The 22,413-nt window shown below is 69.8% G+C and carries 21 protein-coding genes; 11 read left to right on the top strand and 10 right to left on the bottom strand.

Annotated elements, in window-relative coordinates; all coding sequences use genetic code 11:
• Positions 1–5 precede the first annotated feature (5 nt).
• The 3 genes from SLW55_RS08190 to SLW55_RS08180 are packed head-to-tail and all read right to left on the bottom strand — an operon-like array spanning position 6 to position 1,555.
• Positions 6–836, bottom strand: coding sequence for an MBL fold metallo-hydrolase (locus tag SLW55_RS08190; protein ID WP_267099942.1), 831 nt, complete (start codon positions 834–836; stop codon positions 6–8).
• On the bottom strand, positions 833–1,183 hold the full coding sequence (locus SLW55_RS08185; protein ID WP_267099941.1) for a metalloregulator ArsR/SmtB family transcription factor: 351 nt from the start codon (positions 1,181–1,183) through the stop codon (positions 833–835). The genes SLW55_RS08190 and SLW55_RS08185 overlap by 4 nt, the downstream gene beginning before the upstream one ends.
• On the bottom strand, positions 1,184–1,555 hold the full coding sequence (locus SLW55_RS08180; protein ID WP_267099940.1) for a rhodanese-like domain-containing protein: 372 nt from the start codon (positions 1,553–1,555) through the stop codon (positions 1,184–1,186).
• Between the two features lie 192 nt (positions 1,556–1,747).
• Between SLW55_RS08180 and SLW55_RS08175 the strand changes: the two genes are divergently transcribed.
• The gene (locus SLW55_RS08175; RefSeq protein WP_019801935.1) at positions 1,748–2,227 is read left to right on the top strand and encodes an OsmC family protein; all 480 of its coding nucleotides are present in this window, start codon (positions 1,748–1,750) and stop codon (positions 2,225–2,227) included.
• Positions 2,224–2,667, top strand: a complete 444-nt coding sequence (trxC, locus tag SLW55_RS08170) for a thioredoxin TrxC (RefSeq protein WP_267099939.1) — start codon at positions 2,224–2,226, stop codon at positions 2,665–2,667. Before SLW55_RS08175 ends, trxC begins: the two co-directional genes overlap by 4 nt.
• An 87-nt stretch (positions 2,668–2,754) precedes the next feature.
• Here the strand turns inward: trxC and SLW55_RS08165 are convergent, their stop codons facing one another.
• The 3 genes from SLW55_RS08165 to SLW55_RS08155 all read right to left on the bottom strand — a co-directional run bounded on the left by SLW55_RS08165 (position 2,755) and on the right by SLW55_RS08155 (position 5,209).
• Positions 2,755–3,567: a S1/P1 nuclease gene (locus SLW55_RS08165; RefSeq protein WP_267099938.1), complete on the bottom strand. Its 813-nt coding sequence runs from the start codon at positions 3,565–3,567 to the stop codon at positions 2,755–2,757.
• 143 nt (positions 3,568–3,710) lie between these two features.
• Positions 3,711–4,331 (bottom strand): OmpW family outer membrane protein, encoded by a 621-nt coding sequence (locus tag SLW55_RS08160; protein WP_267099937.1) that lies wholly within the window; start codon positions 4,329–4,331, stop codon positions 3,711–3,713.
• Between the two features lie 248 nt (positions 4,332–4,579).
• Positions 4,580–5,209 (bottom strand): OmpW family outer membrane protein, encoded by a 630-nt coding sequence (locus tag SLW55_RS08155; RefSeq protein WP_267083760.1) that lies wholly within the window; start codon positions 5,207–5,209, stop codon positions 4,580–4,582.
• A gap of 160 nt (positions 5,210–5,369) precedes the next feature.
• On the opposite strand from SLW55_RS08155, the gene gap reads away from it, so the two are divergent.
• Positions 5,370–6,371 (top strand): type I glyceraldehyde-3-phosphate dehydrogenase, encoded by a 1,002-nt coding sequence (gap, locus tag SLW55_RS08150; RefSeq protein WP_017911669.1) that lies wholly within the window; start codon positions 5,370–5,372, stop codon positions 6,369–6,371.
• A 94-nt stretch (positions 6,372–6,465) separates the two neighbouring features.
• Here gap and SLW55_RS08145 read toward each other — a convergent pair whose 3' ends face one another.
• From SLW55_RS08145 to SLW55_RS08135, 3 genes are all read right to left on the bottom strand, one after another.
• Entirely contained in the window at positions 6,466–6,867 is a 402-nt protein-coding gene (locus SLW55_RS08145; RefSeq protein ID WP_017917378.1) for a hypothetical protein, read from the bottom strand.
• 112 nt (positions 6,868–6,979) lie between these two features.
• Positions 6,980–7,465, bottom strand: coding sequence for a hypothetical protein (locus SLW55_RS08140; RefSeq protein WP_152239963.1), 486 nt, complete (start codon positions 7,463–7,465; stop codon positions 6,980–6,982).
• 137 nt (positions 7,466–7,602) lie between these two features.
• Positions 7,603–8,679: a cache domain-containing protein gene (locus SLW55_RS08135; protein ID WP_295935323.1), complete on the bottom strand. Its 1,077-nt coding sequence runs from the start codon at positions 8,677–8,679 to the stop codon at positions 7,603–7,605.
• Positions 8,680–8,937: 258 nt separating this feature from the next.
• On the opposite strand from SLW55_RS08135, the gene SLW55_RS08130 reads away from it, so the two are divergent.
• From SLW55_RS08130 to SLW55_RS08100, 7 genes are all read left to right on the top strand, one after another.
• Positions 8,938–11,685: a DUF2339 domain-containing protein gene (locus SLW55_RS08130; RefSeq protein WP_320744936.1), complete on the top strand. Its 2,748-nt coding sequence runs from the start codon at positions 8,938–8,940 to the stop codon at positions 11,683–11,685.
• Entirely contained in the window at positions 11,682–13,046 is a 1,365-nt protein-coding gene (locus tag SLW55_RS08125; protein WP_295914689.1) for a DUF3999 domain-containing protein, read from the top strand. Before SLW55_RS08130 ends, SLW55_RS08125 begins: the two co-directional genes overlap by 4 nt.
• Positions 13,047–13,264: 218 nt before the next feature.
• A complete protein-coding gene (locus SLW55_RS08120) occupies positions 13,265–14,440 on the top strand; it encodes a phosphoglycerate kinase (protein WP_320744935.1) in 1,176 nt (391 codons plus the stop codon).
• Positions 14,437–15,087 carry an HAD-IA family hydrolase gene (locus SLW55_RS08115; protein WP_320744934.1) on the top strand — a complete coding sequence of 217 codons (651 nt, stop codon included), beginning with the start codon at positions 14,437–14,439 and terminating at the stop codon, positions 15,085–15,087. Before SLW55_RS08120 ends, SLW55_RS08115 begins: the two co-directional genes overlap by 4 nt.
• Positions 15,088–15,324: 237 nt before the next feature.
• A complete protein-coding gene (pyk, locus tag SLW55_RS08110; protein ID WP_010341498.1) occupies positions 15,325–16,791 on the top strand; it encodes a pyruvate kinase in 1,467 nt (488 codons plus the stop codon).
• Positions 16,792–16,896: 105 nt separating this feature from the next.
• Positions 16,897–18,306, top strand: coding sequence for an HD domain-containing phosphohydrolase (locus SLW55_RS08105; protein WP_267083753.1), 1,410 nt, complete (start codon positions 16,897–16,899; stop codon positions 18,304–18,306).
• Positions 18,307–18,424: 118 nt separating this feature from the next.
• Positions 18,425–19,429, top strand: coding sequence for a class I fructose-bisphosphate aldolase (locus SLW55_RS08100; RefSeq protein ID WP_010341500.1), 1,005 nt, complete (start codon positions 18,425–18,427; stop codon positions 19,427–19,429).
• Between the two features lie 147 nt (positions 19,430–19,576).
• Here the strand turns inward: SLW55_RS08100 and SLW55_RS08095 are convergent, their stop codons facing one another.
• Positions 19,577–20,260 (bottom strand): response regulator transcription factor, encoded by a 684-nt coding sequence (locus tag SLW55_RS08095; RefSeq protein ID WP_267102948.1) that lies wholly within the window; start codon positions 20,258–20,260, stop codon positions 19,577–19,579.
• A gap of 94 nt (positions 20,261–20,354) precedes the next feature.
• Between SLW55_RS08095 and SLW55_RS08090 the strand changes: the two genes are divergently transcribed.
• Entirely contained in the window at positions 20,355–22,394 is a 2,040-nt protein-coding gene (locus SLW55_RS08090) for a sensor histidine kinase (protein ID WP_320744933.1), read from the top strand.
• The last annotated feature ends 19 nt before the right edge of the window (positions 22,395–22,413 follow it).

Below are 22,413 nucleotides of genomic sequence, written 5' to 3'. Positions count from 1 at the left end.
CCTGCTCACGCCGCCGGCGGCGCCAGGTCGTCGGTGCGGCCGGCCTGGATGTTGGCGCGCACCGACGGCTGCATCAGCCGCGGCTCGGCCAGCGTCGCATCGCGCGCCTGGCGCAAGGCCACGAAGGCCGCTTCGTCGATGCCATCGCGCACATGGATGTTGCTGCGGCGCTGTTCGCCGATGCTGGTCTGGCAGGCCACCGCGCGGCCGCCGGCGCCATAGTCGTGGCACACGAACACGCGCGTCGCCTCCGGCAGCGCGTACAGCCGCTGGATCGAACGGTACAGCGTGGCCGCGTCGCCGCCGGGGAAATCGCAGCGCGCGGTGCCGCTGTCGGGCATGAACAGCGAATCGCCCGGGAACAGCGCATCGCCGATCAGGTAGGCGACGCTGTCGCCGGTGTGGCCTGGCACGGCGATCACCTGCGCCTGCACATCACCGATCGCGAAGCGCTCGCCATCGGCGAGCAGGTGATCGAAGCCGCAGCGCGCCTGCGCGTCCGCGTCCAGGCCGAACTGCGGCGCGAAACGGGCGCGCACCTCGCGGATGCCGTCGCCGATCGCCAGCGTCGCCTGCGGCCATCGCTGCTTGAACCACTGCGCGGCGGAGACATGATCGGCGTGGGCGTGGGTCTCGAGGATCCAGCGCAGGTGCAGTCCGCGCGCGTCCAGGCACGCGGCCAACGCCTGCGCCGGCGCGTCGTCCAGTGCGCCGGTCTGCGGGTCGTAGCCCACCACCGGGTCGATCACCGCGGCGTCGTGGCCATCCTCGACCACGTAGCTCCAGGTGCCGGAACCAGCATGGTGGAAGGCGTGGACGTGCGGATGCTGGCTCATCGATCGCTCCGGGTGGCGGCAGGTGGCGCGGCGCTGCAGTAGATGCCGTGCAACACCTCGAGGATGCGCTGCACCGGGCCGGGCACCAGCGAATAATAGATGGTCTGACCCTCGCGGCGGGTCTGCACCAGTCCATCCTCGCGCAGCAGCGCCAGGTGTTGCGACAGCGCCGACTGGCTCAGCGCCACGCGCGCGTTGAGTTCGCCGACCGAGTGTTCGCGCTCGGTGAGCAGGCACAACAGCAGCAGTCGTTTCTCGTTGCCGAGCCGCTTCAGCAGGCGCGCGGCGTCGCCGGCGTGCGCGCCGACGGCGGCGGCATCCGGCGCGTACGCGATGGGGCGCAACATCTAGTCGAAATCGACCGGGCCACCGGACGCGGCCCAGCCGAGGAAACCGCCGGTCAGCGAACGTACCGCGGTGTAACCGAGGTGCTGCAGGCTCAGCGCCGCAAGGGTGGAACGGCCGCCGCTGGCGCAGTACAGCAGGATCGGCTGATCGCGCCGGGTCAGCGCCTGATCGGCATCGAGGCGGAACTCGAGGATGCCGCGCGGAATGTTGATGGCGTTGGGCAGATGGCCCATGGCGAACTCGCCGGGTTCGCGCACGTCGATGATCCATTCGCCGGGCAGCGGCTTGGCGGCGGCATCGGTGTGGACAGGGGTTTCGTGGATCTGCGCGCGCGCGCGATCGACCAGGGCGTGGGCGGAGGAGCCGGGCATGGAAGCGCTCGAAGGGAAATGGTGCGGTGCATCATATCAGCCGACGCTAATATGCGCGCAGCCGCATGCATGGCCCGGACAGCGCCGCGTCACGTTCGGCCTGCGCTAGGTGCGTGTGACGCAGTCGCTGTGTCGACATGGCGTTGCTGGCGCGGGCGTAGAGTCGGCGGAGTCACTGGAATGGAGTACACGATGCCCATCGGCGATCCGATCCGCGTCACCCTGGAGCAGGACACGGACTTCGCGTTCCGCATTCGCTTCGACGAAACCGCGCTGGAGCCCTGGCTGAGCGACGAAACCGCGCCACTAGGCCAGGAGCGCGGCCCCAATCCCACGCGCATCCTGCTGGCCGGCATCGCCAATTGCCTGGCCGCCAGCCTGCTGTTCGCGATGCGCAAGTACAAGAACGATCCGGCCGGGGTGGTCGCGCACATCACCGCCACGCCGATGCGCAATCCGGAAGGGTTCTGGCGCATTCCGCAGGCGTCGGTGGAACTGCAACTGCCCGGCGCCAACCAGGACTATGCGCAGCTGGAACGGATCCTGGCGCAGTTCGAGCAGTTCTGCGTGGTCACCCAGAGCGTGCGCCAGGGCATCGACGTGCAGGTCACGGTCAAGGATGCGCAAGGCACCGTGCTGCTGGGCGACAAGAGCATCGAGGCCGGCGCATGACCACGCCGCTGCATGTCGCCTGCCCGCACTGCGCCGCGCTCAACCGGGTGCCGGAGGCGAAACTGGCGGACGCGCCGCAATGCGGACGCTGCCATCGCGGCTTGTTCGACGCCACACCGGTCACACTGACCGCCGAGACGTTTGCCGCGCACGCCGAGCGCAGCGAGCTGCCGTTGCTGGTGGACGTGTGGGCGCCGTGGTGCGGCCCGTGCCGGACCATGGCCCCGCACTTCGCGGCCGCGGCCGCGCAGCTCGAGCCGCGGCTGCGCCTGGGCAAGCTGGACAGCGACGCGCAGCCGGCGTTGGCCCGGCGCTTCGGCATCCGCAGCATCCCGACGCTGCTCCTGCTGCGCCAGGGCCGCGAGCTCGGCCGACACAGCGGCGCCATCGGCACCGCCGAGATCGTGCGCTGGACGCTTGCACAGTTGAATTCTGCGTAACGCTCTCGTAGCAGCGGCTTCAGCCGCGATGGGTTTGCCCAGGCAAGCCCATCGCGGCTGAAGCCGCTCCTATACGGTGCGCCGGGCTTACTTGCCCAGCGCTGCGTTCAACGTGGCCGCCAGATCCGCACCGGCCTGGCGCAGTTGCGCCTCGGCGACCGGGCGCCAGGTCGTCACGTAATCGGCCGGCAGCGTGGCGCCGGGCGGATAGAAGCCCGGACGCAGCATGATCCTGCAGGAGGCCTCGGCCCACGCCGCGGCCGGTGGCGGCAGCGCGCTGCCCGCCGGCGAGGGCGCCGGCAACGGCTGCTTTTCCAGCTCGGCCAGGTAGGCCTGCTCGTCCAGCCCGCGGCTGCGCAGCAGGCCGCTGTCCCACAGCGAATGCAGATTGCTGCCCTTGCCCTCGAACTGGATCTGCACGGTGTTGGCGCCCTTGTCGCGGGCGTAGCCGGCATGCAGCGGCTGCTGCACGTCGCCGGCGAAATGCACGACGAACTTCAGCGCCTGCGCGCGCGCGGCCTGCGGCTGGCTGCGGTCGGCGAGGATCGCGGCCTGGCGGCGCAGTGCCTCGACCGCGCAGTTGCCGTCCGGACAGTCGCGGGTCTGCTCGTAGTGGCAGTCGTTCTCGGCCAGGTTGACGTAGTGCCAGCGCGCGCTGCGCTTGCCCAAGTCGGGATCGTGTTCGCGGAGCTGGTCGGCCCAGTTGGCGACGCCGGCCAGGGTCGGGTCGGGTTCGCCCTGCAGCAGAGTGCGGACCTGCGCGCGGGCTTGCGGGGTGAGCTGGGTGTCGGCGAGATCGGCGACCAGGCGGTGACCCAGCGGGCCCCAGGCGAAGGCGGCGGACGGTGCGGCGGCGAGGGCCGCGGCGAGCGCGGTGCAAACGAAGGGAGAGATTTTCATGCGCCGATTCTAGCCGGCGCCGACGACGCGGCCATGACGCGCGTCAGGTCTGTTGCGTTGCCGCTCAGCACGGCGGACGCCGGTGCCAGACGGCGTCGCCGACCGCGCCGAGCCGCGTCCGAGGACACGACCCGGCTGCAGGCTCAGAAATACATCAGGTACGCGACGCCGTAGGTGACCGGATCGAGCTTGGCCTTGCCGAGCGTGCTGCCGTCCACTTTCACGTCGCTGCGCATGCCGGTCCAGCGCGCATCCACGCGGATCGCGCTGCGTTCGCCGACCGCGAAATCCACGCCGGCATGCAGCGCCGGGCCAATGCTGTCCTTGAACTTCACGTCGTTGGACGCGAACGCGCCCTTGCCGTCGCTGCCGAGGAAGGCAGTGTAGTTGAGGCCGGCGCCGACGAACGGGGAGATGTCGCCGTTGCCGTTGAAGTGGTACTGCAGCGAGATGGTCGGCGACAGCATCCAGGCGCTGCCGATGTCGCCGCCGCGGTCCACGCCGATCTTCTGCTGGCCGACCAGGCCCTGGATCTCCACGCCCAAGTTGCCGCGGAAGAAGTATTCGTAGGTGAACGACACGGCCGGCGCGACGTCGGCGTCGAAGCGCTGATCGCTGCCGCGCAGCGTGCCGTTGGACGACCCCGGCACCATGCCGTGCAGGCCGTAGCTGGTGGTGAAGTGGCCGGCCGACTGCGCCGCGGCGGGCAGGGCGATGCTGGCGAGGGCGGCGACGGCAAGGCGACGGAACAGGCGTGGCGGCATGGGAGACCCCGGTGGACGACGAGTGGGCGGATGCGAACCCCGTGTCGGCCCGGCGGGCACCGATCCACATCCGTGTGGCGCGTAGTCTGCCAGAGAAGCGGGGCGGACGCGCTGCGCTCCGGCGAGGCCGTGTGTGCGGCCCGCGCGTCGATCCGGTACGGCCATGCTCCGGAATGGCGCCGCTGCCGCGAGCGGCGCCGATCCTGTTGCCGCCGGCGCCGCAGGTCGCAGCGGCGCCGGCGCCCGTCTCAGAACTTCATCACGTAGGCCAGGCCGTACACCAGCGGATCGATGTGCGCGGTGCCCAGGTCGCTGCCGTTGACCTTGACCTTGCTGTCAATGTCGATCCAGCGCATGTCCACGCGCAGCGCCGACTTGTCGGTGAGCGCGATGTCCACGCCGGCATGCGCGGCCAGGCCCCAGGAGTCGTCCAGCTTGAGCTTGCTGCCGGCCAGCGCGCCGGTGGTCTTCTCGCTGAAGAAGGTGGTGTAGTTGAGGCCGGCGCCGACGAACGGCGAGACCTTGCCGGCGCTGTTGAAGTGGTACTGCAGCGACACGACCGGCGGCAGGTGCTTGGTGCTGCCGACCTTGCCCACGCCCTTGACGCTGATGTCGTGCTCGAACGGCAGCGCAGCCAGCACTTCCACGCCCAGGTTCTGGTGCACGAAGTACTCGAAGGTCACCGTCGGCCGGATGTTGCTGTCGATGCGCAGCGGCAGGGTGCCGCCGGCGAGCGTGCCGTTGTCGGACTTCGGGTTGACCTGGTGGGCGCCGATGCCGATGGTCCAGTCGCCTTGCGACTGCGCCAGCGCCGGCAGGGCGCACAGGGTCAGGGCGGCGGCCAGGCCGGCGAGCAGGAGGGGGGAGGTGGTGCGCATGGTGGAGTCTCGGTTGGGTGTGGACGCAGTGTCCGGCGCGCCGCCCCATGCCGCCTTGATCCTGATCAAACCGGCGTGTCCGGCGTGGCGCGGCCGGCCTGCTAGAATGGGATTTCCCCTTCCATCCGCCGCGCCAGGCGCGGCCGCAGGAGCTACTGAAATGGCAATCAAGGTCGGCATCAACGGTTTCGGTCGCATCGGGCGCAACGTGCTGCGCTCGGCGGTGCAGAATTTCGGCAGCGACATCGAGATCGTCGCCATCAACGACCTGCTCGAGCCGGATTATCTGGCTTACATGCTGCAGTACGACTCCGTGCACGGCCGCTTCCAGGCGGAGGTGTCGGTCGACGGCAATCATCTGCTGGTCAACGGCAAGAAGATCCGCCTGACTCAGGAACGCGATCCGGCGGCGCTGAAGTGGGGCGAGGTCGGCGTGGACGTGGTGATCGAGTCCACCGGCCTGTTCCTGACCAAGGAAACCGCGCAGAAGCACCTGGACGCCGGCGCCAAGAAGGTGATCCTGTCGGCGCCGTCGAAGGACGACACGCCGATGTTCGTGTATGGCGTCAACGACAGCACCTACGCCGGCCAGGCCATCGTCTCCAACGCCAGCTGCACCACCAACTGCCTGGCGCCGCTGGCCAAGGTGATCAACGACAAGTGGGGCATCAAGCGCGGCCTGATGACCACCGTGCACGCGGCCACCGCCACCCAGAAGACCGTGGACGGCCCGAGCAACAAGGATTGGCGCGGCGGCCGCGGCATCCTGGAGAACATCATTCCGTCCAGCACCGGTGCGGCCAAGGCGGTCGGCGTGGTGATCCCGGAGTTGAACAAGAAGCTCACCGGCATGAGCTTCCGCGTGCCGACCTCGGACGTGTCGGTGGTCGACCTGACCGTGGAACTGGAAAAGCCGGCCACCTACGCCGAGATCTGCGCCGAGGTGAAGGCGCAGAGCGAAGGCGCGCTGAAGGGCATCCTCGGCTACACCGAGGACAAGGTGGTGGCCACCGATTTCCGCGGCGACGCGCGCACCTCGATCTTCGATGCCGATGCCGGCATCGCCCTGGACGGCACCTTCGTCAAGCTGGTGTCCTGGTACGACAACGAGTGGGGCTACTCCAACAAGTGCCTGGAAATGGTCAAGGTGGTGGCGAAGTAAGCCGCCTGGCGTCGTCCACAAAGAAAGCGCCTTGCGGCGCTTTTTTTGTGTCTGTCCTATCGCCGTTGTGAACCGGCTGCCGTTGGCGCTGCGCTTACTCGGCTTCGATGCGCATGTCCTCTCCGCTACCGGTCACTTTGACCCGGCTGCCGACCGCCAGCCCGGACACCTCGGCACTGGGCTTGGAGACCACCACTTGCGTCTTGTTGTCGAAGCGGACTTTAACCATATAGTGCGCCGCCGGGCCATTGCCGGCGATCTTGGCGCCGACGGTCTTGCCTGCGGCTTCGCCGGCGCCAGCGGCCACTGCCGTTGCGCCGACGTTGGCATTGCTGGCTTTCAAACCCAAAATGCTGCCAGCCATGCCGCCGAGCTTGGACGCGACATCCGTGATCTTCTTAGTGCGCTCAGGCACGTCCGTATTCTTGTTCTCGATCGGCTCCAGCGCCACGATCTCGCCGTGCCGTACTTCTGAGGCCATCGCGGATGCGGCCATCGCCAGTAGTGTCAATGCGATAGCCGACCAAGCGAAGCGGACGAGCGGTTTCTTTGCGGTCATTGATCTGCCCCTGTAGGTATGATGAAGCGCTGGCTTACCTGCGCTGTGCTTACTTGCTTTTCTTTGGCCGGCCCCAGCTTCGGAAGTAAGGATCGCACTTGCTGCCGGCGAAGTCGTAGCGGGTGATGATGCCCTCGGCATTTGCGATGAAGGTGACTTCGCAGTGATGTTCGGCCGGCACATACACCTGCTGGCTGTGCTCGTTCTGTTCGAAGATCGGTGTGGGCGCCATGCCCCCGCCGCCCGGGGTCATGCCGACGACTGCGCCCTGCGTGGTCCAGTAGTCGGTGCGGTAGTGCGCATCGACACCGAAGTTGTATGTATAGGCGGTTTCGTGAGTCTCGGGGTTTTCAGAGGTGTACAGGCCACGGTCTACCGGCCACTGCATCATCAATTCGCCGGCGTCGTGACCGACCCAGCTGCGGGCGATATCTTCGGGTTTGCCGAACATGTCGGCAGAAGAGAGTGGCGACACGCCTAATAACGCAAAAGCGCACAGCAAGCGCATAACGCAGGAGCGACGAAACCTGTGCATTGCGGTACATCCTTGCTCTAGTGGTGCTGGATCCATGGACGAGCGTATCGAGCGCGATTGCGCGATTTCTATCACGCTCAGGTGACGCCGACAAGCGCCCTTGGATGCTTCCTTGGCTGACCTTCCAATAATATTTCCTACAGCGCCTGCAGGATCAGCGAGTGCCAGCCGGTGCGGTAGGTTTCGTAGCCGGGAGAGGCGGCGTGCGCGATGCAGTGCGGCCGGCCGTCGAGATCGATCAGCACGGCGCCGCGCGGCTGCTTGAACAAGGCGTCGCGGCCGTCGAAGTCGATCCGGTCCTGCAGCATGCGCCCGGCCGAGTCGGCCAGCACCCGGCCCTGCGCATCGACGATGCAGACGCGGCTGCGGCCCCATTCGGATTCGGACAGCGGCGTGCGCTGCACGATCGTCTGCGCCAGCGCGTCCCAGCGGAACACGATGCCCAGCACGCCCAGCACGCGGCCATCGACGCGACCGCCGTCGCGCACCGTGCATGCGTACACCAGCACGCGCTCGCCGTCGGCCAGCGCACTGGCATGCACGTCCTGAAAGCCGAATTCCTCGCCGCTGCGCGTGCGCATCGCGTGTTCGAACCATGGCTGCGCGGAGACGTCGCTGCCGACCGAGCCGAACTGCCGCGGCCGGCCGTTGGCGCGGATGCGGCCATCGCTTCCGGCCAGGATCAGGTCGAAGTAGACCGTGTACGAATCCAGGATCTGGCCCATGCGCCGCGAGGCGTAGGCCAGCGCCTCGGCATCGCTGTCGGCACGCGACGCGGCGACCACCGCCGCGTCGGTGGCCCACCAGCGCACGTCGCAACTGCGCTCGTAGAGGTTGCGGTCGATCAGGTCGATGTTGCTCAGGGCCAGCTCGCTGAGCCGCGTGCGACGCACGTCGTCCTGCAGGCGGCCCAGTGTCTGCCGCATCTCCGCGCTGGTGCGCGCGGCGACCTTGTCCAGGTCCTGGGTGGCCTCGGCCACGCGTCGCGACAGCCCGTCCATTTCCTGCGCGATCACGCTGAAGCCGCGTCCGGCGGCGCCGATCCGCGCCGACTCGATGCGCGCGTTCATGGAGATCATGTGGGTGGTGCGGTTGATCGCATCGATCCCCTGCAGCGAGCGGCGCAACTGGCCGAGCAACTGGTCGGACAAGCCGACGACGGCGCGAATATGGTCATCGATCCCCGCGTCGGCGGGGTGGGCGGGTAGGTTCATTCATGCTGCCGGTGGGGTGGGAGAAAACAGCAGACGGACGACGCGATAAGGGGTGTAGCGGCCGCCGGTGCACGGGACTTGAGGGCGGTGTGAAGACCGTTTGTCGGAACGCCGGGCCTTGCGCTGACTGGGCTGCGGCCCCGTCCGTGGGCCGATGTCGGCGCCGAACTCGTCTACCATCTGCGCCAGGTCCGGCGCCGCCGGGCTCCCGGTGCGCGCCACGGGCGCCGCACCACCGCCTTTGGAGATGTGAGACGAATGGACAAGTTGGTCGTGCTGGTGGTGTTTGCGGCGCTGGTGGTGCTGGCGCTGCCACTGCTGTCGATCGTGGCCTTGGTCGGGCAGTCGCGCCTGCGCCAGCGGCTCGCCGCACTGGAGGCGCAGGTGGCGCGGATGGCCGCCGCCACGCCTGCCGCCGCAACGGATCGCGCCGATTCCGCGGCCGCTGTCGCAGAGGGCCAGGCCGCCGTCGCCGAGTCCGAGGTCGAGGCGGAGGACATGCCGTTCGCTGCAGGCCTCGACCTTCCGCGTCCAGACCCGTTCGCCGAGCGCGCCGCGGCGCCGCCGCCGCTGCCGCCGCCCTTGCCGGTGCCTCCCAGGGGCGAGGATTTCGCGACGCTGGCCGCCGCGGTCGAACGCGCCGAGCAGCAGCAAGCCCAGGCGCGTACCGCCGCGACGGCCCAGCCCGCCGCGCCGCGTGGGCCGGATCCGATCGAACGGCTGTTGGGCGGGATCAAACGCTGGTTCACCGAGGGCAATGTCCCGGTCAAGATCGGCATGCTGGTGCTGCTGGCCGGCGTCGCCGCGCTGCTGAAGTACGCCGGCGACCAGGGCTGGCTGCGCATGCCGATCGAGCTGCGTTACGCCGGCATCGCCGCCGCGTCGCTGGCCGGCCTGGCCTTCGGTTGGCGCCAACGCACGCGCAAGCGCAGCTTTGCGCTGGCGCTGCAGGGCGGGGCGATCGGTGTGCTGCTGCTGACCGTGTTCGCCGCCTTCAAGCTGTCCGGGCTGATCCCCGCCGGCGCGGCGCTGGCGCTGAGCGTCGCCCTGGTCGCGGGCATGTGCGTGCTGGCGGTGGCGCAGGAATCGCGCACGCTGGCGGTGCTGGGCACGCTGGCTGGCTTCCTCGCGCCGCTATGGCTGTCCACCGGCAGCGGCAACCACGTCGCGTTGTTCTCCTACTACGCGCTGCTCAATGCGGCGGTGTTCGCGATCGCCTGGTACCGGCCGTGGCGGGTGCTGAACCTGCTCGGGTTCGGCTTCACCTTCGGCATCGGCACGCTGTGGGGCGTGTTGCAGTACCGGCCCGAGAAGTTCGCCAGCACCGAGCCGTTCCTGCTGCTGTTCTTCGCCTTCTATCTGGTGATCCCGATTCTGTACGCGCGGCGCCAGGCAGCGCGCAGCACGCTGATCGACGGCAGCCTGGTGTTCGGCACGCCGCTGATCGCGTTTTCGCTGCAGGCGGGGCTGCTGCGCGGCGACGGCCTGCCGTTGGCGCTGTGTGCGCTGGGACTGGCGGCGATCTATGCCCTGCTGGCGGCGGCGCTGATCCGGCGCGCGAGCTTCGCGGTGCTGGGGCAGGCGTATGCGGTGCTGGCGGTGGGGTTCGCCACGTTGGCGGTGCCGCTGGCGCTGTCCGCGCGCGCGACCGCCAGCGTGTTCGCACTGGAGGGTGCGGCGTTGGCGTGGCTGGGCCTGCGCCAGCGGCGCTGGCTGCCGCAGTTCAGCGGCGCCGGCCTGCAACTGGCGGCGTCGTTCGGTTTCCTGGTGGGCGTGGAGGACATCGCCCAGGACACCCAGGCGGTGGCCAACGCCACCTTCATGAGTGGGCTGCTGCTGGCGCTGGCCGGCTTCGCCAGCGCCTGGTGCTACCGCCGTGGGCGGGCCGCCGTGCCGGCCCTGGGCTACTACGTGTGGGGGCTGTTCTGGTGGTGCGGGATCGGCGTCACCGAGATCGTGCGATTCGTCGACGCCGACGCGCGTGCCGACGTGCTGCTCGCCTGGGTCGCGGTCAGCGGCTGGCTCGCCGCCGAGGCGCAGCGGCGCTGGCCGGCACTGGCGCTGGCCGCGACCACGCTGGGTGGCCTGGCCCTGGCCTTGCCGCTGGCGGTCTGGCAGGCCGATGTGCACGGGCAGCCGTTCGCCGGGCATGGCGCCTGGGCCTGGGCGCTGTTCGCGGTGCTCGGCGTGCGCAGCCTGCTGTGCCTGCGCGACAGCGGTGGCGGCGTCGCGCGTGCGGCGCAGTTCGTGTGGTGGCTGGTGTGGCCCAGCGTGGTCGGGCTGCTGTGCACCTGGATCGCGCTGCACAGCGAGCTCGCCGCCGGCTGGCGCTGGATGCTGTTGCTGGCGCCCTGGTTGCTGGCGACGGCGCTGTCGCTGTGGCGCTGGAACTGGCTGGCGGCTCCGCTGGGTGCGGCATTCGCGCCGTGCCGCAGCGCGCTGCAGAGCACCTACTTCGGTCTGCTGGCGGTGGCCTGGCTGTACAGCCTGAGCCTGCCCGGCAGCAGCGCGCCGCTGCCCTGGGTGCCGGTGCTCAATCCGCTGGAACTGACCCAGCTGGCGCTGCTGGTCCTGGGCGTGCGCTGGACCCGCACCGCGGAGCTGCCGGCGCTGCTGCGGCCCTGGCGCACCCAGCTGTTGGCCGGTGCCGGCTTCCTGTGGATCACCAGCGTCACCCTGCATGCGGTGCATTACTGGGCGGCGGTGTCGTGGCCCGGCGTGCTCGGCAATGGCGTGGCGCAGACCAGCCTGACCGTGGTCTGGAGCGTGCTGGGCGTGCTTGGCTGGGTGCTGGGCTCGCGGCGCGGCCAGCGCGGCCTGTGGCTGGCCGGCGCGGTATTGATGGCGGTGGTGCTGGGCAAGCTGCTGCTGGTGGACCGCGGCAACCTCGGCAACGTCGCCGGCATCGCCTCGTTCATCGCGTACGGGTTGTTGTGTACGGTGGTCGGCTATCTGGCGCCGGCGCCGCCGCGCGCTGCCGAACCGGCCGAGGAGGCCACCCCATGATCCGACGTGCGCTGTTTCCGTTGTTGCTGGCCGGGTTGCCGCTGTGCGCGTTCGCCGCCAGCCAGCGCGACGATTACGCCCAGCAGTGGCCGCTGACCCTGCAGGACGCCGATGCCGGCGCCTATCGCGTGCAGCTCGACGATGCGGTCTACCGCAGCGCGCAGCGCGCCTCGCTGGGCGACGTGGAGGTGTTCAACGCGGCGGGCGACCCGCTGCCGGCGGCCCTGTTCGCCGCCGAACAGGCCGAGACGGCGCCGCGCCGGCAGCCGTTGCCGTGGTTTCCGCTGCCGGCGGCGCCCGACGGGCGGACCCCGGATCTGGAGCTGATCGCCGAGCGCGACAGCGACGGCAGTGTGCGCCGCATCCAGACCCGCGTGGCCGGCGCTGGCTCCGACGCGGGCGCTGCCGGCTGGCTGGTCGATGCCAGTGCGCTGCATGCGCCGCTGCGCGCACTGTCGCTGCAATGGGCCGCCGCTGCGCAGCCACAGCAGGCGCGCTACCGTGTCGAGGGCAGCGACGATCTGCGCGACTGGGAGGTGCTGGTGGCCGATGCGACCCTGGTCGACCTCAGCAACCAGGGGCACCGGCTGCAGCAACTGCGCATCCCCATCGGCCGCGAAGTGCGCTATCTGCGCCTGCTGCCGCTGGCCGGTGCCGGCGCGCCGCCGCTGACCGGGGTGGAGGCCGAACTGGCACCGACGCCGGTCGTCGCCGATTGGCATTGGCAACAACTGGACGCGGCGAGCACCGATCCCGCGCAGCACGGCTATGCCTTCGTGTCGCCGGGGCGCTACCCGGTGACGCGCGTCGACATCGCCTTGCCCGGCAACAACGCCATCGAATGGCGCGTGCAGAGCCGCGACAGCGCCGAGGCGCCGTGGCAGGACCGCGCCGGTCCATGGCTGGCCTACCAGGTGGGCGGCGGCAGCCGCTCGCCGCCGCAGGCGCTGACCGCGCCGGTGCGCGACCGCTACTGGCGGTTGCTGGCGGCGCAGGACCCGGGCCGCCAGCGGCCGGCGCTGCGCCTGGGCTACCAGCCGGAGACGCTGGTGTTCCTCGCGCAGGGCGCGCCGCCTTATGCGCTGGCCGCCGGCAGTGCGCGCACCCAGCGTGCGCAGGCGCCGCTGGCCGCGGCGTTGCAGGCCTTGCACACCCAGCGTGGGCCGCAATGGGCGCCGGCCACTGCCAGCCTCGGCGCGGCGCAGCCACTGGCCGGTGCCGCGGCGCTGCAGGCGCCACCGCCGCCGCGCGACTGGAAGACCTGGCTGCTGTGGGCGCTGCTGGTCGGCGGTGCGCTGCTGGTGGTCGGTTTCGCGCTCAGCCTGCTGCGCAAACCCGGCGCCGGCGAGGGCACGGGCTGATCGATCCCGCGGCGGCGGCGCGCACGCCGCGCCGCGCGCGCGGGGCAGCGCACCGTCACCCACCGATTTGCCGCTGTGCGGCCGACGCCGGACAATGGTGGTTTCGCCGCTGCGCGGCGATCGGCCGAACGGCGTGCACCCGACGTTCCGATGCCGACGCCGATACTGCACCGATGGCGCGGTTTTCCCTTTGCAACCCCACGAAAGCGAGCAATCACATGTCCATCCTGCGAATGACCGATCTCGACCTGTCCGGCAAGCGCGTGCTGATCCGGCAAGATCTGAATGTGCCGATCGACAATGGCCTGATCACCTCCGAGCAGCGCATCCTGGCCTCGGTGCCGACGCTCAAGCACGCGCTGGAACAGGGCGCGGCGGTGATGGTGACCTCGCATCTGGGCCGGCCCAAGGAAGGCGTGTGGACCCAGGAGGATTCGCTGGAGCCGGTGGCCATCCGCCTGGCTGCGCTGCTCGGCGTCGACGTGCCGCTGATCCGCGACTGGGTCGATGGCGTGGACGTGCAGCCCGGGCAGATCGTGCTGCTGGAGAACTGCCGCATGAACGTCGGCGAGGGCAAGGACGACGAGGCCCTGGCGAAGAAGTATGCGGCGCTGTGCGACGTGTTCGTGATGGACGCGTTCGGTACCGCGCACCGTGCGCAGGCGTCCACCCATGGCGTGATCAGGTTCGCCCCGGTCGCCGCCGGCGGCCCGCTGCTGATGGCGGAGCTGGATGCGCTGGCCAAGGCGCTGGAGCAACCGGCCAAGCCGCTGCTGGCGATCGTCGCCGGCAGCAAGGTCTCGACCAAGCTGGAGTTGCTGTCCAACCTGGTGGACAAGGTCGATCAGCTGATCGTCGGCGGCGGCATCGCCAACACCTTCATCGCCGCGGCCGGGCATGCGGTCGGCAAGTCGTTGTGCGAGCCGGACCTGCTCGACACCGCGCGCAAGATCGTGGCCGACGCCAATGCGCGCGGCGCGGCGATCCCGCTGCCCAGCGACGTGGTGGTGGCCAAGCAGTTCATGCCCGACGCCGAGGCCACGGTAAAGGCGGTCACCGATGTCGCCGACGACGACCTGATCCTGGACATCGGGCCGCAGACCGCCGCGCACTACGCCGAGCTGATCGCCAAGGCCGGCACCGTGGTCTGGAACGGCCCGGTCGGCGTGTTCGAGTTCGACGCCTTCGGCAAGGGCACCGAGACCCTGGCGCGGGCGATCGCCGCCTCGTCGGCGTTCTCCATCGCCGGCGGCGGCGACACCCTGGCCGCGGTCGACAAGTACGGCATCGCCGAGCAGGTCAGCTACATCTCCACCGGCGGCGGCGCGTTCCTGGAGTTCCTGGAAGGCAAGACCCTGCCGGCGGTGGCCGCACTGCAGGCGCGCGGCGAGTGAGCGCCGCCGACGTCCTGTTCTTCGACTTGGACGGCACCCTGGTCGATTCGGAGGCCGGCATCGTCGGCAGCCTGCGTCATGCCTTCGCCGAACTGGGCCAGCCGCTGCCGACCCCGGCGCAGTTGCGCGCCTGGATCGGCCCGCCGCTGCGCGACAGCTTCCAGCAGCACTTCGGCGGCGATGCGGCGTTGGTGGAGCAGGCCTTGACGCTGTACCGCAGCCGCTACGGCAGCCACGGCTGGCGCGAGCACACGGTGTTTCCGGACATCGGCGCGGCGGTGGAAGCGGTGGCTGCGGCCGGTCACCGCTTGGCGGTGGTGACCTCGAAGAACGAACGTTTCGCGCGGCGCATCGTCGAGCAGTTGCCGTTCGGCGCTCGCTTCGAGGAGATCGTCGGTGCCAGCGACGATGGCGCGCGGCGGGCCAAGCCGGACCTGATCGCCGAGGCGCTGCGCCGGCTCTCTGTCGTGCCGGCGCAGTGCCGCATGATCGGCGACCGGCGCATGGACATCGACGGCGCGCGCCATCACGGCATGCGCAGCATCGGCGTGCTGTGGGGCTTCGGCGATGCCGAGGAACTGCGCCAGGCCGGCGCCGATGTGCTGGCGCAGTCGCCGGCGCAGTTGCCGGCGCTCGTCGCGGCCTGAATGGGCACGTGCGCCGGTGCGTCCGGCGCACAGGGCGCTGGCTGCGCATGCTGCGTCGCCTGGCGTGAGCCTGCCCGCGCGGTGTCTGCGGGCCGGCGGCTGTTGGCGTGGCATGACCACATACTGTCCCGCATTGTCCGCTCGCTATGCCGGGCCGCGCGTGCGTCTATGCCGAAATGCCATGCTGTGTGATGGGCGCGTGTGCTAGCTTTGAGCGCTTTTTCCAAGGATGCCATCATGATCGAACGCCAGCGCCGCACCAAGATTCTCGCCACCCTCGGTCCGGCCACCGACCCGCCCGGCGTGCTCGAGGATCTGTTCCGCGCCGGCGTCAACGTGGTGCGGTTGAACTTCAGCCACGGCGATCCGTCCGGCCAGGCCAAGCGCGCCGCCGAAGTGCGCGCCGCCGCGGCCCGCGTCGGCGCCGAGATCGGCATCCTCGCCGACCTGCCCGGTCCGAAGATCCGCATCGAGCGCTTCGCCCAGGGCAAGGTCTCGCTCAAGCTCGGCGACCGCTTCGACCTCATCGCCGACCCCAATGCCGCGCCGGGCGACGCCAGCCAGGTCGGCGTCAGCTACCTGGGCCTGCCGCAGGACGTGGCCCCGGGCGACGTGCTGCTGCTGGACGATGGCCTGATGCAGCTGAAGGTGGTCGAGGTGCAGGGCGAGCGCATCGTCACCAGCGTGCTCAACGATGGCGTGCTGTCCGACCGCAAGGGACTCAACAAGCAGGGTGGCGGCCTGTCGCTGGGCGCACTGACCGAGCGCGACAAGGAACTGATCGGCATCGTCGCCAAGATCGGCGTGGACTTCATCGCGGTGTCGTTCTGCCGCAACGCCGAGGACATGAACGAGGCGCGGCGCATCGCCCGCGCGCACGGCTGCGACGCGGCGCTGGTGTCCAAGATCGAGCGCACCGAGGCGATCGAGAACCTGAGCGAGATCGTCGAGGCCTCGGACGTGGTGATGGTCGCGCGCGGCGACCTGGGCGTGGAGATCGGCGACGCCGAGCTGCCGGGCCTGCAGAAGAAGATCATCAAGGAATCGCTGGCGCAGAACAAAGTGGTGATCACCGCCACGCAGATGCTGCAGTCGATGGTGGAAAGCCCGATCCCGACCCGCGCCGAAGTGCTGGACGTGGCCAACTCGGTGATCGACGGCACCGACGCGGTGATGCTGTCGGCCGAGAGCGCCGCCGGCGCCTATCCGATCCGCGCGGTCGAGGCGATGGCGCGCATCTGCCTGGGCGCCGAGCGCCAGTTCGAGACCGAGACCGACTTCGGCATGGCCCCGCGCAACCTCGAGCGCGCCGACCAGGCCATCGCCATGGCCACGATGTTCCTGTCCCAGCATGTGGGCGTGCGCGCGATCGTGGCGATGACCGAATCCGGCGGCACCCCGCGTTACCTGTCGCGCTTCCGCGCCAAGGCGCCGATCTTCGCGGTGACCCGCCACGACGGCGCGCGCCGGCACATGGCGATGATGCGCGACGTGTTCCCGATCAACTTCGACAGTCGCGGCCTGACCCCGCGCGAGGCCGCGCGCGGCGCGATCCGCGTGCTGGTCGAAGCCGGCCTGCTGGCGCCGGGCGACCGCGTGGTGTTCACCAGCGGCGAGCACATGGAAACCCACGGCGCGACCAACACCCTGCGCCTGCTCGAGGTCGGCCCGGACGGCCGTGCCAGCGGCCTGGGCGAACTCTGAAGGACGCGGCGCGGCGGCTCCGGCCGCCGCGCCGTCGGCAATACCTGTTCGATCGCGCATGGAACGGCGCGGCGCCCTCCCGTTCCCTGATCGTGCGACACCCCCATGACGTCCCCAAGCGCGCACGCCGAACTCGGGCTGGACCTGCCCGAGCGCCCCGGCACGCATTGCCTTGAACACCTGATCCAGGCCTCGGCCACGCGCGAGCTGGTGGTCACCGAGGATATCCGCGACCGCCGCGGCATCCTGCTCGTCGCCAAGGGCCAGCGCATCAACGCCGGCCTGCGCGAGCGCCTGATCGCGCGGCGCCTGCTGCGTCCGCTGGAATCCTCGCTGGCGTTCTGCGAGGAACTGCGCCCGAGCGAAGTGCAGCTGGCCGCGCAGCGCGAACTGGACGAACACCCGCACCTGCGGCAGTTGCTGGGCGAGCAGGCGCAGCCGGTGATGGCCATGCTGGCCCGCGCCCGCACGCTGGGCGCGCCGGGCACCTTGCTGACCACCCTCGGCCAGACCCGGCCGGCCGCGTTCTCGCACGCGGTGCGGGTGGCGATGCTGGTGTCCTGGCTGGCGGCGCTGCTGTCGCGCTCGGATGCGGCGATGCGCGAGGCCGCGGAAGTCGGCCTGCTGCACGATCTCGGCGAGATGTACGTGGATCCGGTGGTGCTGGAGATTCCCGAGGCGCAGCAGGACTTCGCGCAGTGGCGCATGCGCTGCGTGCACCCGGTGATCAGCGCCGCGCTGCTGGGCGAATCCGGCGTGTACTCGGCGCAGCAGGCCGCGGCCGCACGCGAGCACCACGAACGCATCGACGGCTCCGGCTATCCGGTCGGCGCGTCGGCGCTGTCGCCGCTGGGCCGGTTGATCTCCTGTGCCGAAGCGCTGGATGGGTTGTTCGAACGCGAGCAGGGCCATGCGCAGGCGCTGGCGCGGATGCGCATCGCGCTGCGCGTGGTGCCCGGACAGTTCCCGCGCGACGTGGTCGACCTGCTGACCGAGCGCCTGCGCGACTGCGCGCTGGAACAGGCGCCGGCGCACGATCCGCAGCACCTGCGCGAGGTGGTGGCGGCCTTGCTCGACGGCCTGGAGCGGGCGCGCGACGAGGCGTTGCGGCTGCAGCGCGGCGGCGACCTGCGCGAGGACGAGCGCGCGGCCTTGCAGCATCTGCTGCTGTTGATCGTGGGCTACATCATGGCCATCCACGATTCCGGCGCCGGCAAGATGGTCGAGCAACTGCCGTGGCTGATCGCCGCGCCGGAAGCGGCCGAGGAAGTCGATCGCGTCTGCTGCGAACTGCGCTGGCAGCTGCCGGGGCTGCGCCACCACGCCGCGTTGCTGGCGCACCGCCGCGCGCGCAGTGCCGACGACTGGCAGCCCTTGCTCGATGCGCTCGACATCGCCTTGCCGACAGCGCAGGGCGCGCCTGCGCCGGTGCCGGCCCTGGACACTGCGCCGCTGCAGACCGCGCAGGCCGAACAAGAGGCGCAGTGTGACGCAATGACGGATGCATTTGGCTGAAGTGCCGGGAACATGCACGGTCTACGCCTGTAACCGCTTGCAATCCCCGCGGTAACGGAATGCATGCAGGCCGGCCCGGTATAATGGGCGTTCCCCCGCTGCAGCCATCAGGAACCGTATGAGCATCGAACAGCTTGCCGAAACCGCACAGGCAATGGTCGCCCCGGGCAAGGGCATCATCGCGATCGACGAATCCACCAGCACCATCGCCAAGCGCTTCGCCGGCGTGGGCATCGAGAATGTCGAAGAGAATCGCCGTGCCTACCGCGAGCTGCTGCTGACCACGCCCAAGCTGAGCGACCACATCTCCGGCGCGATCCTGTACGACGAGACGATCCGCCAGAAGACCAAGGACGGCGTGCCGTTCGCCAAGTACATGGCCGAGCACGGCATCATCCCCGGCATCAAGGTCGACAAGGGCACGCATCCGCTGGCCGGCATGCCGGGCGAGCTGATCACCGAAGGCCTGGACGGTCTGCGCGCGCGCCTGGAGGAGTACTACAAGCTCGGCGCGCGCTTCGCCAAGTGGCGTGCGGTCATCACCATCGGCGAGGACATCCCGTCGGGCGTGTGCATCGAGACCAATGCGCATGCGCTGGCCCGTTATGCCGCGCTGTGCCAGGAGCAGGGCCTGGTGCCGATGGTGGAGCCGGAAGTGCTGATGGACGGCGACCACGACATCGAGACCTGCTACGAGGTCACCGAAGCCACGTTGCGTTCGCTGTTCGGCGCGCTGTACGAGCAGAACGTGGTCCTGGAAGGCACCATCCTCAAGGCCTCGATGGTCATTGCCGGCAAGGACTGCGACGAGCAGGCCAGTGTCGAGGAAGTGGCCGAGTCCACCGTGATGTGCCTCAAGAGCACTGTGCCGGCGATCCTGCCGGGCATCGTGTTCCTGTCCGGCGGTCAGACCGACGAGCAGTCCACCGCGCACCTCAACGCGATGAACCAGCTCGGCAACCTGCCGTGGCCGCTGAGCTTCTCCTACGGCCGCGCCATGCAGCAGGCCGCGCTGAAGCTGTGGGCGCAGGACATGAAGGGCAATTTCGCCAAGGCGCAGCAGGTGGTGTACGAGCGCGCCAAGGAAAACGGCCTGGCCGCGCTGGGCAAGTGGCAGGGCTGATCGGCCCCGCAATGCCTGCGAGGAAAGAAAAACGCCGGCATCGCCGGCGTTTTTCGTTTCGGGGCCATCGTGTTGCGGGAGCCGGCAGCGGAGCTTGCGCACTGGTGGCCAGGCCGCAGGGCGCGTCGGCGAGGCACGCCGCGGCGCTCAGGGGGCGATCGCCGCTGGCGCGTGGAAGCGATAGCCGCTGTTGCGCAAGGTCTTCACCGGCAGCGGGCGTCCGCTGATCTCCTCCACGCGGCGCCGCAGGCGGTACATCTGCGTGTCCAGCCGCCGCCGGTCGTACTCGAGGAAGTTCACCCCCAGCGCCTCGGCGATCTCGCGGTGGCCCACGCTCTCGCCGGCATGGCGCATCAGGCAGGCCAGCACCAGCAGATCCTGGCGCGACAGCGGCACCGGCGGCGCGTTGGGAACGTTCAGGCGTGCGGCGGCCAGTTCCAGGACCCAGCGCGCCGCCGGTGGCGGCAGGGCCAGGCGCCGGCCCAGCGACGCCAGGGTGGCAGCGAGTTCGTCCAGATCGACGCCCTTGCCCAGGTAGTGGTCCGCGCCGAGTTCCAGTCCCGCGATGCGGTCGCTGGCGGTGTTGCGCGCGCTGAACACCACGATGCCCAGCCGATGGCCGGCACGCCGCAGTTCACTGACCAGTTCCAGGCCGCTGCCGTCGGGAAGACCGACGTCGATCACGGCCATGGTGTGGCGCGCCGGATCGAACCGCGTCCGGAAGCCGGCGATGCTGTCCACGCAGAGGACGACGTAGCCCAGATCCTGCAGGAACTCGCCGAGTTCCTCGCACAGCACCGGCTCGTCCTCGAGCAGGATCACCTCGGACATGGAGTCGCGTCCTCGCGCAGTGCGGTTTGCTGTAACGTCATCGGCTGGCAAGGGTGCGGTATGGCGAATGATGGCGCAATGGTGGCGCTGGCTGGTGGGCGCATGGCTCGTGGTGGGCGTGGCCGTGGCCGCCGACGCGGCGCCATCCGCGGTCGCGGCGCTGCCGCTGACCAGCGCGCACCAGGATGCGAGCGGGTATCTGCAGCGCCTGGACGATCCGCACGGCCGACTGGACGTGGTGCAGGCCGCCGCCGCGACCGGCTGGACCCGGCTGCCCGACGGCCTCAACGCGGGATTCGCCGACGGTGCCGTGTGGCTGCGCCTGCCTGTTCATGTCCAGAGTGTACCGCCCGGCGGCTGGATGGTGCGATTGAGCAATGCCTTGCTCGACGACGTGCAGGCCTACGTGCGGCCCGAGGGCGGTGCCTGGCGCGCGCTGGGGGACAGCGGCGAGCGCGTGCCGCGGCGCGATTGGCCGGTGGACTACCGCAGCCCGGTCTTCCAGTTCGCGCCAACGCATGCGGGCGATTACGAGGTGCTGCTGCGGTTGCGCAGCAAGAACGCGATGGTCACCCGTCTGGACGTCTGGCAACGGCTGCCCTTCGATAACCACTCGCGGCGCGAGGGGCTGCAGTTCGGCCTGTATTTCGGCTTCTACCTGTTGCTGCTGTGCCTGCACGTGCTGTTCTGGCTCGCCACGCGCGCGCGCATGAGTGGCCTGTTCGTGGCCTATCTCGGCGGCTGCGTGTTCAACGAAGCGATGTCCATCGGCCTGGTGCAGCAGGTCACCGGCATGCCGATGGCGTGGAGCGACACGCTGTTGGGCATCAGCATCGCCTGCAGTCTGCCGGTGGGATTCCAGGTCGCCAGCCGGCAACTGAACCTGCGCGCCTTTCATCCGCGGCTGGTGCGCTGGGGCACACGTCTGCTGTGGGCGGTCGCGTTGGGGTGCGCCGTGTTCGTGCTCGCCGGCCACTACGCCTGGGGCATGCAGCCGGTGCAGTCGCTGGGTCTGCTGGAGATCCTGCTGCTGGCGGGGCTGGGGCTGCACCTGCTGTGGCGCCGCTATCGGCCGGCGCTGTTCTTCGTGCTCGCGTTCTTTCCGTTCTATCTGGGGGTGATGCTGGGCTTCCTGCGCAATCTCGGATTCGTCCCGGTCAATGCGTGGACCCAGTACGCCACCACGTTCGGCACCATGCTGCACATGACGCTGCTGAGCGTGTTCCTCATCGGTCGTTACGAGCGGCAGCGCCGATTGCGCGAACGGCGGCATGCCGAGGCCGCGGTGGCACTCGCGCGCAGGCACGGTCTGGCGCTGGAGCGTGACGTGGCCTTGCGCACCGCAGAGCTGCGCAACGAAATCGGCAGGCGGCAGGCGCTGGAGAACGACCTGCGCGGCTTGCTGCAGACCGAGCGCAAGGTCATGCAGGAGCAACGCGATTTCGTGGCGATGGTGTCGCACGAGTTCCGCACGCCGCTGGCCGTCATCATGACCTCGGCGCAACAGCTGGCGCGCAAGCTGGATGCGCCACCGGAACGCAATCGCGTGCGCTGCGGCAACATCCGCGACGCGGCGCAACGGCTGCTGGCGCTGGTGGACGAGTATCTCGCCGACGACCGCATGGGCGAGGCGGCCTCGGAACTGCGGCTGCAGCCGTGCGCCCTGCGCGTCCTGCTCGACGACCTGTGCGGTGACTTCCCGCCGCAGCGCGTGGTCTGCGAGGTTCTCACCGACGACGACGGTCTGCTCACCGACACCGGACTGCTGCGGGTGGCCGTGCGCAACCTGCTCGCCAATGCCGACCGCCATTGCCCGGCGGGCATGGCCATCCGCGTGCGGGTCCGCGGCAGTGCCGGAGGGCTGCGGCTGGAGGTCGCCAATCCGGGCGAACGCATCGCGCCTGCCGAACGCGAGCGGCTGTTCCAGAAGTACTACCGCGGCGAAAGCGCGCGGCATGCGCCGGGCGCGGGGCTCGGTCTGTACTTGGTCCGGCGCATCGCCGAGCGTCTCGGGGGATGGGTCGGCCTGGCCAGGCAGGCACCCGACGAGTCGGTCTGCTTCGTATTGCTGCTGCCGCGCCGCCCGGATGCACAGCTCGCAGTGTCGCGCGTGCCGCCGGCGACGGAGGCCTGATCGCAGGCGGCTGTGCGTA

Origin of the sequence: Xanthomonas sp. LF06-19 (genome assembly GCF_034105425.1) — a bacterium.
Classification (GTDB): domain Bacteria; phylum Pseudomonadota; class Gammaproteobacteria; order Xanthomonadales; family Xanthomonadaceae; genus Xanthomonas_A; species Xanthomonas_A sontii.
Note: the sequence above shows the minus strand (reverse complement) of the source record. Positions and strands in the feature narration are given on the sequence as shown.